The 13,194-nt window shown below is 62.8% G+C and carries 13 protein-coding genes; 12 read left to right on the forward strand and 1 reads right to left on the reverse strand.

Annotated elements, in window-relative coordinates; all coding sequences use genetic code 11:
* Window positions 1-11: 11 nt before the first annotated feature.
* From puhC to hemA, 5 genes are read left to right on the forward strand one after another with little or no spacing between them, the layout of a single operon-like run.
* Entirely contained in the window at window positions 12-470 is a 459-nt protein-coding gene (puhC, locus tag QUH67_RS09975; RefSeq protein ID WP_300946498.1) for a photosynthetic complex assembly protein PuhC, read from the forward strand.
* Window positions 467-772, forward strand: coding sequence for a hypothetical protein (locus QUH67_RS09980; protein WP_407080421.1), 306 nt, complete (start codon window positions 467-469; stop codon window positions 770-772). The genes puhC and QUH67_RS09980 overlap by 4 nt, the downstream gene beginning before the upstream one ends.
* On the forward strand, window positions 769-1,866 hold the full coding sequence (gene acsF, locus QUH67_RS09985; RefSeq protein WP_300946499.1) for a magnesium-protoporphyrin IX monomethyl ester (oxidative) cyclase: 1,098 nt from the start codon (window positions 769-771) through the stop codon (window positions 1,864-1,866). Before QUH67_RS09980 ends, acsF begins: the two co-directional genes overlap by 4 nt.
* A gap of 13 nt (window positions 1,867-1,879) precedes the next feature.
* Window positions 1,880-2,890 carry a putative photosynthetic complex assembly protein PuhE gene (puhE, locus tag QUH67_RS09990; protein WP_300947998.1) on the forward strand — a complete coding sequence of 337 codons (1,011 nt, stop codon included), beginning with the start codon at window positions 1,880-1,882 and terminating at the stop codon, window positions 2,888-2,890.
* Entirely contained in the window at window positions 2,887-4,098 is a 1,212-nt protein-coding gene (gene hemA, locus QUH67_RS09995; RefSeq protein WP_300946500.1) for a 5-aminolevulinate synthase, read from the forward strand. The genes puhE and hemA overlap by 4 nt, the downstream gene beginning before the upstream one ends.
* A gap of 36 nt (window positions 4,099-4,134) precedes the next feature.
* Here hemA and QUH67_RS10000 read toward each other — a convergent pair whose 3' ends face one another.
* Window positions 4,135-5,103, reverse strand: coding sequence for a LysR family transcriptional regulator (locus QUH67_RS10000; protein ID WP_300946501.1), 969 nt, complete (start codon window positions 5,101-5,103; stop codon window positions 4,135-4,137).
* 149 nt (window positions 5,104-5,252) lie between these two features.
* Between QUH67_RS10000 and QUH67_RS10005 the strand changes: the two genes are divergently transcribed.
* The 7 genes from QUH67_RS10005 to cbbX are packed head-to-tail and all read left to right on the forward strand — an operon-like array spanning window position 5,253 to window position 13,183.
* Window positions 5,253-6,290 (forward strand): class 1 fructose-bisphosphatase, encoded by a 1,038-nt coding sequence (locus QUH67_RS10005; protein WP_300946502.1) that lies wholly within the window; start codon window positions 5,253-5,255, stop codon window positions 6,288-6,290.
* A gap of 13 nt (window positions 6,291-6,303) precedes the next feature.
* Window positions 6,304-7,179: a phosphoribulokinase gene (locus QUH67_RS10010; protein WP_300946503.1), complete on the forward strand. Its 876-nt coding sequence runs from the start codon at window positions 6,304-6,306 to the stop codon at window positions 7,177-7,179.
* A complete protein-coding gene (tkt, locus tag QUH67_RS10015) occupies window positions 7,176-9,215 on the forward strand; it encodes a transketolase (protein ID WP_300946504.1) in 2,040 nt (679 codons plus the stop codon). The genes QUH67_RS10010 and tkt overlap by 4 nt, the downstream gene beginning before the upstream one ends.
* 28 nt (window positions 9,216-9,243) lie before the next feature.
* Complete coding sequence (fba, locus tag QUH67_RS10020) at window positions 9,244-10,329, forward strand: class II fructose-bisphosphate aldolase (RefSeq protein ID WP_300946505.1); 1,086 nt, start codon at window positions 9,244-9,246, stop codon at window positions 10,327-10,329.
* A gap of 48 nt (window positions 10,330-10,377) precedes the next feature.
* A complete protein-coding gene (locus QUH67_RS10025) occupies window positions 10,378-11,838 on the forward strand; it encodes a form I ribulose bisphosphate carboxylase large subunit (RefSeq protein WP_300946506.1) in 1,461 nt (486 codons plus the stop codon).
* An 11-nt stretch (window positions 11,839-11,849) separates the two neighbouring features.
* The gene (locus QUH67_RS10030; protein WP_300946507.1) at window positions 11,850-12,275 is read left to right on the forward strand and encodes a ribulose bisphosphate carboxylase small subunit; all 426 of its coding nucleotides are present in this window, start codon (window positions 11,850-11,852) and stop codon (window positions 12,273-12,275) included.
* Entirely contained in the window at window positions 12,272-13,183 is a 912-nt protein-coding gene (gene cbbX, locus QUH67_RS10035) for a CbbX protein (RefSeq protein ID WP_300946508.1), read from the forward strand. Before QUH67_RS10030 ends, cbbX begins: the two co-directional genes overlap by 4 nt.
* Window positions 13,184-13,194: the final 11 nt, after the last annotated feature.

Here is a 13,194-nt window from a genome sequence, read left to right on the forward strand (position 1 = left end):
GGAGACAACGCATGAGCCAGGCCATTCACGAGCCGGTCGTTCCCAAAGGTGGCGTCCTAGCCGCGGCGGCGCTGATCCTGTTCGCCCTTGCATCCGTCACGACCGTGCGGTTGAGCGGCGTCGGCGAAGTTCGCATGACGCTGCCGGCGGCCCTCGAAAGCCGCGACTTGCGGTTCGAGGACGGCAAGAACGGCGCGGTGCTGGTGTACGACGCCAGTAACGGGCAACTCGTCGACACCCTGGCGCCCGGCAGCAACGGCTTCATCCGCGTGGTGCTGCGCGGGCTGGCGCGGGAGCGCAAGCTCGGCGACATCGGCTCGCAGCCGCCGTTCCGGCTGACCCGGTTCGTCAACGGCCAGATTACGCTGACCGACACCTCGAGCGGCAAGCAGATCGATCTCGATGCCTTTGGCTCGGCCAATACCGAGGCCTTTGCGCGGTTGATGAAACTGCGGGGGGGCGCGACATGACCATGACCTGGACCGGTTCGCGCAAATCGTTCGACGTGCCCTGCACGGTCGAGATCGAGCAAACCTCGGAGACATTGCACGCCCATGTCATTCTCGATGGCGACATCGACATCAAGCCGGGCGATCAAGTCAGGGTGCATGACGCGCCGACCGGTGTCGAATTCGGCCAGCGCCTCGTCGTGCGCCGCACCGCCACGGTGGTCCGCGGCGGCTGGCTCGACAGGCTGCGCGCGCGGATCGAAGGCTATCTCGAATTGACCGAACTCTACGAAGTCAGCTTCTCGGACGGGAGGGCATCATGATCCCCATGGAAGGCGGAACACAAGGCAGCCTGCACACGCGCCCGGCGATCAAGGGCAGCAACGAAAGCCTCGAAAAGGCGCGCGAGGATACAATCCTCAGCCCGCGCTTCTACACCACCGATTTCGAGGCGATGGATCGCCTCGATGTCAGCCTGGTGCGATCCGAATGGAACGCGGTCATCAGGGAACTGCGCGCGGATCACAACAAGGCGCATTTCGTCAAGACGGACGAATTCAAGAACGATCTTGAGTCGCTGCCGCCCGAGTTGCGCAAGGAGTTCAAGGATTTCCTGGTCAGCTCGCTCACCGCCGAATTCTCCGGCTGCGTGCTCTATGCGGAGATCAAGAAGCGGATCAAGAACAAGGATATCCAGGAGCTGTTCAGCTTCATGAGCCGCGACGAGGCCCGCCATGCCGGCTTCATCAACGAGATTCTGAAGGATCACGGCATTGGCGTCGACCTGAGCTTTCTGACCAAGGTGAAGAAGTATACTTACTTCCGGCCCAAGTTCATTTTCTACGCGACGTATCTTTCGGAGAAGATCGGCTACGCCCGCTACATCACCATCTACCGGCAGATGGAGCGGCATCCCGAGCGCCAGTTCCATCCGATCTTCCGCTGGTTCGAACTGTGGTGCAATGACGAGTTCCGCCACGGCGAGGCCTTTGCGCTTCTGATGCGTGCCGATCCCTCGCTGCTGCGCGGGGTCAACAAGCTGTGGATCCGGTTTTTCCTGCTGGCGGTATTCGCCACCATGTATGTGCGCGATCATATGCGGCCGGCGTTCCACGAGGCGCTGGGGATGCACCCGACCGACTACGACATGCGGGTATTCCGCATCACGTCGGAAATTTCCAAGCAGGTATTTCCGGTGACGCTGAATCTCGACGATCCGCGCTTCCTCGCCGGTCTCGAACGCTTGCGGCTGATTTCCGAGGCGATCGCCGATGCGCGCGAGAAGGGCGGCCTGTTGTCGAAGGTGAAGCGCGCGGTTCTGGCGGGCAGGGCGGCGCTGACATTCGCGAGGCTGTTCCTGTTGCCGGTGAAGCCGAATGCGCTGCCGCGCGAAATCTGCTTGCAACCGGCATGGTGAGGAGAGGGCGTTGATAGCGTCATACACGGTCCCACCCATCTATGCTGCGTTCGTATGGTGGTTCAGCACCGGGGCCGTGCTTTTGCTGGTGGGGCGTTCGGGACGCTTTGAAGGGCTGCGGGCGTTGCTGGCAGCAGGGCTGCTCGCCGGATCGCTTGGCGGCCTGGCGCTGACGGCCGGCGATACCAGCATTGGCGGCGCCTATACCGCCTTCACCTGCACCATCCTGCTGTGGGGCGCGCAGGAGATCGCCTTTCTCGCAGGCTGGCTGACGGGGCCGCGGCCGTTGGCCTGTCCGGCTGGCGTGACCGGCTGGAAGCGGCTGAGCTACGCCTTGCAGGCCATCCTGTATCATGAGTTCGCGCTGCTGGCCTGCGGTGCCGCGGTCGCCGCACTGACCTGGAGCGGGCCCAACCAGGTCGGGCTCTGGACCTTCGCGGCGCTCTGGGTGCTCCGGCAGAGCGCCAAGATCAACCTCTTCCTCGGCGTTCCCGTCACCAATGACGAACTCATGCCGGATGCCGTGCGATTCCTGAAGAGCTTCTTCGCCCGCAAGCCGGTCAGTGCCTTCTTTCCGGCCTCTGTTACGCTTGCGACCGCCGTTCTCGTCATCCTGATCCAGCGCATCGTCGAAGTGGCGGCAACGCCGTTCGATATCGTTGGACTGACGCTGGTTTCCACCCTGTTTGCGCTCGGCGTTGTCGAGCATTGGTTCATGCTGCTGCCGCTGCCGGCGATCACGCTGTGGGGCTGGGGCATACGCTCAGGTTTGCCGCCGGAGGACACCACCATGGAACAGGAACGCGACACCAAGATCACCAATGCTCCACCCAATCTCGTCGTGCTTGCGAACGTGCGCCCCGACGCGGCGCCTCCGAGACCGGCGCAAGCGGCCTGCGCACGTCAGCGGCTGGAGGACCAGTTCCGTCAGAGTTTCCGTGAGCAACACGCAAGGGATGGCCTGACGACGGCTCTCAACATCAGTACCGAGCCGGCGGCAACGATCAATGGGAGGACGCCATGAACTACGAAGCCTATTTTCGCCGGCAACTTGAAGGTCTTCATCGCGAAGGACGCTATCGCGTGTTCGCCGATCTGGAGCGCAAGGCGGGTGCTTTTCCCCGCGCCAGGCATCACCACCCCGATGGCGCCGGCGAGGTCACCGTGTGGTGTTCGAACGACTATCTCGGCATGGGCCAGCATCCGCAGGTGCTGAAAGCGATGCACGAGGCGCTCGACAGTTGCGGCGCCGGCGCCGGCGGCACCCGCAACATCGCCGGGACCAATCACTATCACGTGCTGCTGGAGCAGGAACTCGCCAGCCTGCACGGCAAGGAAGCCGCGCTGTTGTTCACCTCAGGCTACGTCTCCAACATGGCTGCGATCAGCACGCTGGCGTCGCGGATGCCGGGCTGCACGATCCTGTCGGATGAACTCAACCATGCCTCGATGATCGAGGGCATCAGGCACAGCCGCAGCCCGACGCGCATCTTCGCCCATAACGATCCGCGCGACCTCGAGCGAAAGCTGAGCGATCTCGACCCGCATGCTCCGAAGCTGGTGGCGTTCGAGTCCGTCTATTCGATGGATGGCGACATCGCGCCGATCGCCGAGCTGTGCGACGTCGCCGACGCCCACAACGCCATGACCTATCTCGACGAGGTGCACGGCGTCGGTCTCTATGGCCCGAACGGCGGCGGCATTGCCGACCGGGAGGGGGTGAGCCATCGCCTGACCGTGATCGAAGGCACGCTGGCGAAGGCGTTCGGGGTCATTGGGGGCTATGTCGCGGCATCGAGCACGATCTGCGATTTCATCCGCAGTTTCGCCTCCGGTTTCATCTTCACCACCTCGCTGCCACCAGCGGTCGCCGCGGGGGCGCTGACCAGTATCCGGCATCTGAAGGCGAGCTCGGCCGAACGTGAACGGCACCAGGATCGCGTGGCGCGGCTGCGGCGGCGGCTCGACGAGAGCGGCGTCGCGCATCTGGATAATCCGAGCCACATCGTCCCGGTGATGGTCTGCGACCCGGTGCTGTGCAAGCAGATCAGCGATGTCCTGATCGACCGCTACGGCATCTATGTGCAGCCAATCAACTATCCGACCGTGCCGCGCGGCACCGAGCGGCTGCGGATCACCCCGTCGCCGCATCACACCGATGCGGATATCGAGCATCTGGTGCAGGCTTTGGTCGAGATCTGGGCCGAGGTCGGACTGGCCAAAGCGGCTTGAGAATGCCGTTTGAGCCTTGGCGGCGCGGCCGCGCCTTCAGCGCTTTCCGCGCGCCGATGGGCGGGTGAGCCGGACCCTGCCGCGGGTTCGCGGCAGGAACTGCGCACCGCGTGCGCCAAGGAAGTCCAGCATCGCTCGCGCCGGTGGCAGCAGGATCTTGTCCTTGCGGGAAAGCACGAACCATTGCCGGACCACGGGAAGTCCGACCACATCGAGCGTCACCAGCCGTCGCTCGTCGAGTTCGGTGGCCACCGTATGCGCGGAAATGAACGCGATCCCAAGGCCGGCGATCACCGCCTGCTTGATGGTTTCGTTGCTGCTCATCGCCATGCCGATCCTGGGGCGGAGGCGCGCCGTTTCGAACAATTGCTCCATCAGGCCGCGCGTGCCCGACCCTGGCTCGCGCATCAGGAAGGTCTCTTCAGCCAGGTCGGCGAGCGCAATGCGGGATTTTCGCGCCAGGCGATGGCCGGTCGGCGCGATGATGACGTGGGGATGATCGCCGATCAGGCGAACGTCCATATCGATGTCGGCCGGTGGGCGGCCCATGATCGCGAAATCGAGGTCGTATCCGCGCAGCGCGGTGCCGATCTCCTGCCGGTTGCCGATCGAAAGCGTGACATTGACATTCGGGTGCAGCCTGGAAAATCCGGAGATCATGAACGGCACGAAGTATTTCGCGGTGCTGACGGCGCCGATCGAAATGCGCCCGGCGGTCTTGCCCGCCATCATCTCCAGCGAGGTCTCGCAGTCCGTAATCGCCGCCTCGATGCGTTCGGAAAGCGCCAGCACCTCGCGCCCCGCATCGGTCAGAAGCATTCCGTCGCCGGTGCGCTGAATCAGCGGCAAGCCCGCCAGGCCCTGCAAATTGCGGATCTGCAGCGTGACGGCCGGCTGCGTCAGATGCAGCCGCTTGGCGGCCGCGGTTACCGATCGGTCGCTGTGAACGGCCGCCAGCGCGCGAAGCTGGCGAATGGTCAGTTCTCTCAGAAACCGGCTTGCCATCGGCGCTACCTTTATAAGGAAAACTTTGCCTGAACCAAAGATAAGAAAATTTCCCTAATTTGGCAAACTGCGATGAGATACGGCGCGGACTGCCAGCCGGCAAGAAGCGTTGCAATGCCCCGAGAGAGGGCGCGGACAGGGGAGCGGCCATGGACGAACGCGTGACGTTGCGTTCGCATCTCGATCGTTCGGTGCAGGACACGCCGAACGGCCCCGCAGTCGCCGCCGTGATCGAGGCGTTGGCGACGGCGTCGATCGGCCTTGCCGACCTGATCGCCGATGGGCCGCTGGCCGGCATCACCGGACGGCATAGCGGGATCAATCCCGACGGCGATCTGCAGAAGGATATCGACGTTGCCGCCGACGAGATGATGCGCCATGCGCTAGGTACCGCGCCGGTTGCCGCCGTGCTGTCCGAGGAAGCGGAACTGCCCGAGGTTTTCGACGCCGCCGCGCCGCTGTGTGTTGCGATCGATCCGCTCGACGGATCGGCCAATCTCGAAAACAATATCTCGGTCGGGACGATCTTTTCGATCCGGCCGAGCGGCCACGACATCGTATCCACCTTCTTCGAACCCGGCACGGCGCAATGCGCCGCGGGGTTTGTGGTGTACGGGCCGCAGACCACGCTGGTGCTGGCGCTGAACGGGAGCGTCGACATCTTCATTCTCGATCGGCGCGTCCGGGAATTTCTGATGACCGCGCGCGGTGTCAGGATCGCGCCGGATACGCCGGAGTTCGCGATCAATGCATCGAACAGGCGGCACTGGCACGGCCCGGTTCGCGCCTATATCGACGAATGCCTTGCAGGCACCAACGGCAACGGTGGCGCCGACTTCAACATGCGCTGGATCGGCTCGCTCGTCGCGGAATCACTGCGCATTCTCGTCCGTGGCGGCGTTTTTCTTTACCCGGCCGATGCCCGACCCGGATATCGCGAGGGACGGTTGCGGCTGCTCTACGAAGCTCATCCGATGGCGCTGGTGATGGAATGGGCGGGCGGGTCCGCAACCACCGGGCGCCGGCGGATCTTGGAAATGTCGGCAAGGACCCCGCACCAGCGCGTGCCGTTGATCATGGGGTCGGCATATGGCGTTCGCGATGTCGCGGCAATCCATGAAGGCATCGAGCCAATGTTCGACAACAGCGATGCGCCGTTGTTCGCGCGGCGCGGCCTGTTTCGCTGAAGGGATCGCACCAATGTCCCGCAGCTATCCCATCATATCGATCACCGGCTCCTCCGGAGCCGGCACGACGTCGGTAAAGAAGACGTTCGAGAACATTTTCCGCCGCGAAAAGGTCGCGGCGGCCTACGTCGAGGGCGATGCCTTCCATCGCTACAACCGCGCCGAGATGCGCACGAAAATGGCCGAGGAGGCCGTGCGCGGCAACAGGCACTTCAGCCATTTCAGTCCCGAAACCAATCTGTTCGAAGCGCTCGAGAAACTGTTTCGGGACTACGGCGAATCCGGCACCGGCACCACGCGACACTACGTTCACGACGACCAGGAAGCCAAATTGTACGGCGCCGATCCCGGGACTTTCACCGAATGGACCTCGTTGCCGGAGAAATCCGATCTGCTGTTCTACGAGGGCCTGCATGGTGCTGTCGTGACCGAAAAAGTGAATATTGCGCAGCATGCCGACCTCAAGATCGGCGTCGTCCCGGTCATCAATCTGGAGTGGATTCAGAAGCTGCATCGCGACCGCAGCGACCGTGGCTACACCGCGGAAGCCGTTACCGATACGATCCTGCGGCGGATGCCGGACTACGTGCACTACATCTGTCCGCAATTCGCCGAGACAGACATCAACTTCCAGCGCGTGCCGACGGTCGATACCTCGAATCCATTCATCGCGCGCTGGATTCCGACGCCGGACGAATCGATGGTGGTGATCCGGCTGAAGAATCCGCGCGGGATCGACTTCCCATATTTGCTGTCGATGATTCCGAACAGCTTCATGTCACGCGCCAATTCGATCGTGATTCACGGATCGAAGCTCGATCTGGCGATGCAACTCATTCTCACCCCGCTGATCCTGCAACTGATGGAACGCAAGAGGCGCACGGTATGACCGCTCCAGCTCTCGCCTGCATTGCCGGCCGCACGGGTGTTTCGCATGCAGAAATGGCCAATGCGATCCGATTTCTGGCGATCGACGCCGTGGAGAAAGCCAAATCCGGACATCCGGGAATGCCGATGGGCATGGCCGATGTCGCCACCGTGCTGTTCTCGCGCTTCCTCAAATTCGATCCCGCCGACCCGGCATGGCCCGATCGCGATCGTTTCGTGCTGTCGGCCGGTCACGGCTCGATGCTGCTCTACGCGTTGCTGTACCTGACGGGTTACGAAGGTTTGACGTTGGAGGAGATCAAGTCCTTCAGGCAGTGGGGATCGAAAACCCCGGGGCATCCCGAATACGGCCATACGCCGGGCGTCGAGACGACCACCGGGCCGTTGGGGCAGGGGCTCGCTACCGCCGTCGGCATGGCGCTGGCCGAGCGATTGATGAATGCGAGGTTCGGCAACGATTTCGTCGATCACTACACGTATGTGATCGCAGGTGACGGCTGCCTGATGGAAGGCCTGAGTCACGAGGCGATCTCGTTGGCCGGGCATCTCGGTCTCAATCGCCTGATCGTCCTGTTTGATGATAACGAAATTTCGATCGATGGTGCAACCTCGCTGTCGTGTTCGGATGACCAACTCGCGCGCTTCAAGGCCTCGGGGTGGTCGGCGAGCCGGATCGATGGCCACGATCCCGAAGCGATCGCAGCTGCGATCGAGCAGGCGCGACGCAGCGACCGGCCGTCATTGATCGTCTGCCGCACGATGATCGGTTTCGGAGCGCCGAACCGTCAGGGCAGCGAGAAGGCCCATGGAGCGCCGCTCGGTGCCGATGAAGTAACCAAGACCCGTGCCGCGCTGGACTGGTCCTACGAGCCGTTCCGGATTCCGGAGTCCGTTCTCAAGCAATGGCGCAAGATCGGTGAGCGCGGGCATGCGGTCCGCCGAAGCTGGGTCGAGCGAGCCAGGCAATTAAATCCGGCCGCACGTTCGCCGTTCCACGATGCGCTGAACCGAAACCTGCCTTTCGGCTATGCCGAGGCCATGACCGATATCCGCGATCGCTTTGCGGCCGACAAGCCCAGTATCGCGACGCGGCAGGCGTCTCAGCTGGTGATCGACACGATTGCCGAGGTCTTGCCAAACTTACTGGGGGGCTCGGCCGATCTTACGCATTCCAACCTGACGCGCGCCAAGACTCACCGGCCGGTGAATGCCGCGGCCTTTGACGGCAGCTACATCCATTACGGCGTACGCGAGCACGCCATGGCTGCCGCGATGAACGGTATCGCGCTGCATGGCGGCTTTATCCCCTACGGTGGTACATTTCTAGCCTTCGCAGATTACAGCCGGCCCGCGATCAGGCTGGCGGCGCTGATGGGCATCCGCGTCGTCCATGTGATGACACATGATTCCATCGGACTGGGCGAGGACGGCCCAACCCATCAGCCGGTCGAGCATCTGGCGTCGCTGCGGGCCATTCCCAATTTGCTGGTGTTTCGTCCCGGTGACGCCGTCGAAACCGCAGAAGCCTGGGACTGCGCGCTGCGGGCACAGGCAAGCCCGTCGGTGCTGTGCCTGTCGCGACAGGCGATGCCGACGTTTCGTGAAAGTGGCGGCATCATCAATTTGGTGGCGCTGGGGGCGTACGTGATCGTCGAGCCGGAGGGCGGTCGCGACGTCACCCTGATGGCTACGGGCTCGGAAGTGTCGATAGCGCTCAAGGCGGCAAAGCTGCTTGAGAGCGCCGGCGTCCGCGCCGCGGTCGTTTCGGCGCCGTGCTTCGATCTGTTTCGTCAGCAGTCGCGGGAATACCGGGCCAGCGTGCTCGGACGGGTTCCACGGATAGGCGTCGAGGCCGCGGTCGAGGGCGAATGGGCGCGCTGGCTTGGCGACAGCGGCGAATTCGTCGGCATGACCGGCTTCGGCGCATCCGCCCCGGCCGAAGTGTTGTACCGCGAATTCGGCATCACCGAGGAGGCCGTCGCGAGGGCCGCGATGAATTGCCTGGTTCGATCGAAGGTAGCGGCAATTCATTCATGATGTCCCCGTGGAATTGAGAGGAACCGCGATGCCACGAATTACCCTGAGGCAGTTGCTGGATCACGCCGCCGAGCATGGCTACGGCGTGCCGGCCTTCAACATCAACAACATGGAGCAGGGGCTGGCGATCATGGAGGCGGCGGCCGCCGTCGATGCGCCGGTCATCATTCAGGCCTCGCGCGGCGCGCGCGCCTATGCCAACGACATCATGCTGTCGAAGATGATCGATGCGCTGGAGCAAATGTACCCGCAGATTCCGCTCTGCATGCATCAGGACCACGGCAACGAGGAGGCAACCTGCGCCACCGCGCTCCAGCACGGTTTCACCTCGGTCATGATGGATGGCTCGCTGAAGGCGGACGCCAAGACGGCCGCGGACTATGACTACAATGTCGACATCACCAGGCGTGTGGTCGAGATGGCGCACTGGATCGGCGCCTCGGTGGAAGGTGAACTCGGCGTGCTCGGATCGCTTGAGCACGGGGGCGGAGAACAGGAGGACGGCCACGGCGTCGAAGGCAAGGTCAGCCATGATCAGTTGCTGACCGATCCGGACCAGGCCGTAGACTTCGTTCGGGCCACCAAGGTCGACGCGCTGGCGATCGCGATGGGCACCTCGCACGGTGCCTACAAGTTCTCACGTAAGCCCGATGGCGACATTCTCGCCATGAAGGTGGTCGAGGAAATCCATCGCCGGTTGCCGAACACGCATCTGGTGATGCACGGGTCATCCTCGGTACCGCAGGCGCTACAGGATTTGTTCAATCAGTCCGGCGGCGAGATGCCGCAGACCTGGGGGGTGCCGGTCGAGGAGATCGCGCGCGGCATCCGGCACGGCGTTCGCAAGGTCAATATCGACACTGATTGCCGGCTGGCGATGACCGCGGCGTTCCGCAAGGTCGCAAGCCAGACCAAGAGCGAATTCGATCCGCGCAAGTTCCTCAAGCCCGCGATGGATGCGATGCGCGATCTGTGCCGCGAACGCTTTGAGCAGTTCGGCACCGCAGGCCATGCCGCGAAGATCAAGGTGCTCCCGCTGTCGGAGATGGCCAAACGCTATCGCACAGGGGCACTCGATCCAGGTATCGGCGACATCGCCGTAGCCGCCGAATAGCCAACGTTCATTTTCCGGGTAGGCCGGTCAACGCTCAAGGAGATTGCCATGAATGAACAATCGATGACCGTCCGCGGCAAGGACCGCTACAAGTCCGGCGTGATGGAATACAAGAAGATGGGCTATTGGGAGCCGGACTACGAACCCAAGGACACCGATATCATCGCGCTGTTCCGTGTCACGCCGCAGGACGGTGTCGATCCGATCGAGGCGTCGGCCGCCGTGGCCGGCGAATCCTCGACCGCCACATGGACTGTGGTGTGGACCGATCGTCTGACGGCCGCGGAAAAGTACCGCGCCAAATGCTATCGCGTCGATCCCGTGCCAAATTCGCCGGGGCAGTATTTTGCCTATATCGCCTACGACCTCGACCTGTTCGAACCGGGCTCGATCGCCAACCTCACGGCCTCGATCATCGGCAACGTGTTCGGCTTCAAGCCGCTGAAGGCGCTGCGGCTGGAAGACATGCGGCTACCCATTGCCTATGTGAAGACCTTCCAGGGTCCCGCGACCGGCATCGTGGTGGAGCGCGAACGGCTCGACAAGTTCGGCCGGCCGCTGCTCGGCGCCACCGTGAAACCGAAGCTCGGCCTGTCCGGCCGCAATTATGGCCGCGTTGTCTACGAAGCGCTGAAGGGCGGGCTCGATTTCTGCAAGGACGACGAAAACATCAACTCCCAGCCCTTCATGCATTGGCGCGATCGCTTTCTCTATTGCATGGAGGCGGTCAACCGCGCGCAGGCGGCGACCGGCGAGGTGAAGGGCACGTATCTCAACGTCACCGCCGCGACGATGGAAGACATGTATGAGCGCGCCGATTTCGCCAGGGAGCTCGGCTCGGTCATCATCATGATCGATCTGGTGATCGGCTACACGGCGATCCAGTCGATGGCAAAGTGGGCGCGCCGCAACGACATGATCCTGCATCTGCATCGCGCCGGACACTCTACATATACGCGGCAGCGGCTGCATGGCGTCTCGTTTCGCGTCATCGCCAAGTGGATGCGCCTCGCCGGCGTCGACCACATCCATGCCGGGACCGTCGTCGGCAAGCTCGAAGGCGATCCTGCGACGACCCGCGGCTATTACGACATCTGCCGTCAGGACTTCAATCCGATGAAACTCGAGCATGGTGTGTTCTTCGACCAGCCGTGGGCGAGCCTCAACCAGATGATGCCGGTGGCGTCGGGCGGCATTCATGCCGGTCAGATGCATCAACTGCTCGACCATCTCGGCGAGGACGTCGTGCTGCAATTCGGCGGCGGAACGATCGGTCATCCCAAGGGCATCCAGGCCGGGGCCACCGCAAACCGCGTCGCGCTCGAGGCCATGATCCTGGCGCGCAACGAGGGGCGCGATTACGTCCACGAGGGTCCGGAAATTCTCGCCAAGGCCGCCCAAACCTGCACGCCGCTGCGCGACGCGCTGGAGGTCTGGAAGGACATCACCTTCAATTACGAGTCCACGGACTCGCCCGATTTCGTTCCGACCGCCACGCCGGCGATGTGAGGAGAAGCAACATGCGAGTCACCCAGGGATGTTTTTCGTTTCTCCCCGATCTCACCGACGAGCAGATCACGGCGCAGGTGCAGTACTGCCTCAACAACGGCTGGGCCGTGAACCTCGAGTTCACCGACGATCCTCACCCGCGAAACACCTATTGGGAGATGTGGGGACTGCCGATGTTCGATCTTCGCGATGCCGCAGGCGTGCTGATGGAGCTGAACGAGTGCCGCAAGGTGTACGGTGACCGCTACATCCGAATGTCTGCGTTCGATTCCAGCCATGGCTGGGAGTCGGTTCGATTGTCCTTCATCGTCAACCGGCCGAAGGACGAACCCGGCTTCCGGCTCGAACGGCATGAGGTCGGCGGCCGCAACATCCGCTACACCACGAAATCCTACGCGGCCGATCGTCCCGAGGGCGGACGCTACGGTGGCAAATGAGCGCGGTAGCGGCATCGGCTGCGGCGGCTGAGACGCCGCCACCTGAACAGGTGGACCTGCGCCGCGAATTCAACGAGGTCGGCATCGGCGAGGTGCTCGATCAGCTCGATCGTGAGCTGATCGGCCTGAAACCGGTCAAGACCCGCATCCGCGAAATCGCCTCGCTGCTGTTGATCGAGCGCATTCGCAAGCGCATGAACCTGACGTCCGATGTCCCGACGTTGCATATGTCCTTTACCGGCAATCCCGGTACGGGAAAGACCACTGTCGCGTTGCGGATGGCCAACATTCTCCACAAGCTCGGCTTCGTGCGCCGTGGCCATGTCGTTTCGGTGACCCGCGATGAACTGGTTGGGCAGTATATCGGTCACACCGCGCCCAAGACGAAAGAGATCCTGAAGAAGGCAATGGGCGGCGTGCTTTTCATCGATGAGGCATACTACCTGTATCGGCCGGACAACGAACGCGACTACGGCCAGGAAGCCATCGAGATCTTGCTACAGGTGATGGAATCGCAGCGCGAGGACCTGGTGGTGATTCTCGCCGGGTACGGCGACCGCATGGACAAGTTCTTCAGCAGCAATCCGGGCTTCCGCTCCCGCATCGCCCACCACATCGATTTTCCGGATTATGCCGAGGAGGAACTGCTGGCTATCGCGGAGCTGATGCTGCGAGACATGAACTACAGATTCAGTCCTGACGCGCGCGACGCCTTCATTCGCTACATCGCGCTGCGCAAGACCCAGCCGCTGTTCTCGAACGCGCGCTCGATCCGCAACGCACTCGACCGCATGCGGCTGCGCCAGGCCAACCGCCTCGTCGCCGATCTCGATCGCGAGCTGACAGCGGACGATATCATGTCGTTGGAGGCGTCGGATGTGCTGGCCAGCAGGGTGTTCTCGAAATAATGAACTGCACG

This window comes from Bradyrhizobium roseum, from assembly GCF_030413175.1.
Classification (GTDB): domain Bacteria; phylum Pseudomonadota; class Alphaproteobacteria; order Rhizobiales; family Xanthobacteraceae; genus Bradyrhizobium; species Bradyrhizobium roseum.

Bases quoted from the DNA above. Each gene is read 5' to 3' on its own strand.
- fba (WP_300946505.1), top strand. From the start codon at position 9,244: ATGCCACGAATTACCCTGAGGCAGTTGCTGGATCACGCCGCCGAGCAT.
- hemA (WP_300946500.1), top strand. From the start codon at position 2,887: ATGAACTACGAAGCCTATTTTCGCCGGCAACTTGAAGGTCTTCATCGC.
- tkt (WP_300946504.1), top strand. From the start codon at position 7,176: ATGACCGCTCCAGCTCTCGCCTGCATTGCCGGCCGCACGGGTGTTTCG.
- acsF (WP_300946499.1), top strand. From the start codon at position 769: ATGATCCCCATGGAAGGCGGAACACAAGGCAGCCTGCACACGCGCCCG.
- cbbX (WP_300946508.1), top strand. From the start codon at position 12,272: ATGAGCGCGGTAGCGGCATCGGCTGCGGCGGCTGAGACGCCGCCACCT.
- QUH67_RS10010 (WP_300946503.1), top strand. From the start codon at position 6,304: ATGTCCCGCAGCTATCCCATCATATCGATCACCGGCTCCTCCGGAGCC.
- QUH67_RS10005 (WP_300946502.1), top strand. From the start codon at position 5,253: ATGGACGAACGCGTGACGTTGCGTTCGCATCTCGATCGTTCGGTGCAG.
- puhC (WP_300946498.1), top strand. From the start codon at position 12: ATGAGCCAGGCCATTCACGAGCCGGTCGTTCCCAAAGGTGGCGTCCTA.
- QUH67_RS10000 (WP_300946501.1), bottom strand. From the start codon at position 5,103: ATGGCAAGCCGGTTTCTGAGAGAACTGACCATTCGCCAGCTTCGCGCG.
- QUH67_RS10030 (WP_300946507.1), top strand. From the start codon at position 11,850: ATGCGAGTCACCCAGGGATGTTTTTCGTTTCTCCCCGATCTCACCGAC.
- QUH67_RS09980 (WP_407080421.1), top strand. From the start codon at position 467: ATGACCATGACCTGGACCGGTTCGCGCAAATCGTTCGACGTGCCCTGC.
- QUH67_RS10025 (WP_300946506.1), top strand. From the start codon at position 10,378: ATGAATGAACAATCGATGACCGTCCGCGGCAAGGACCGCTACAAGTCC.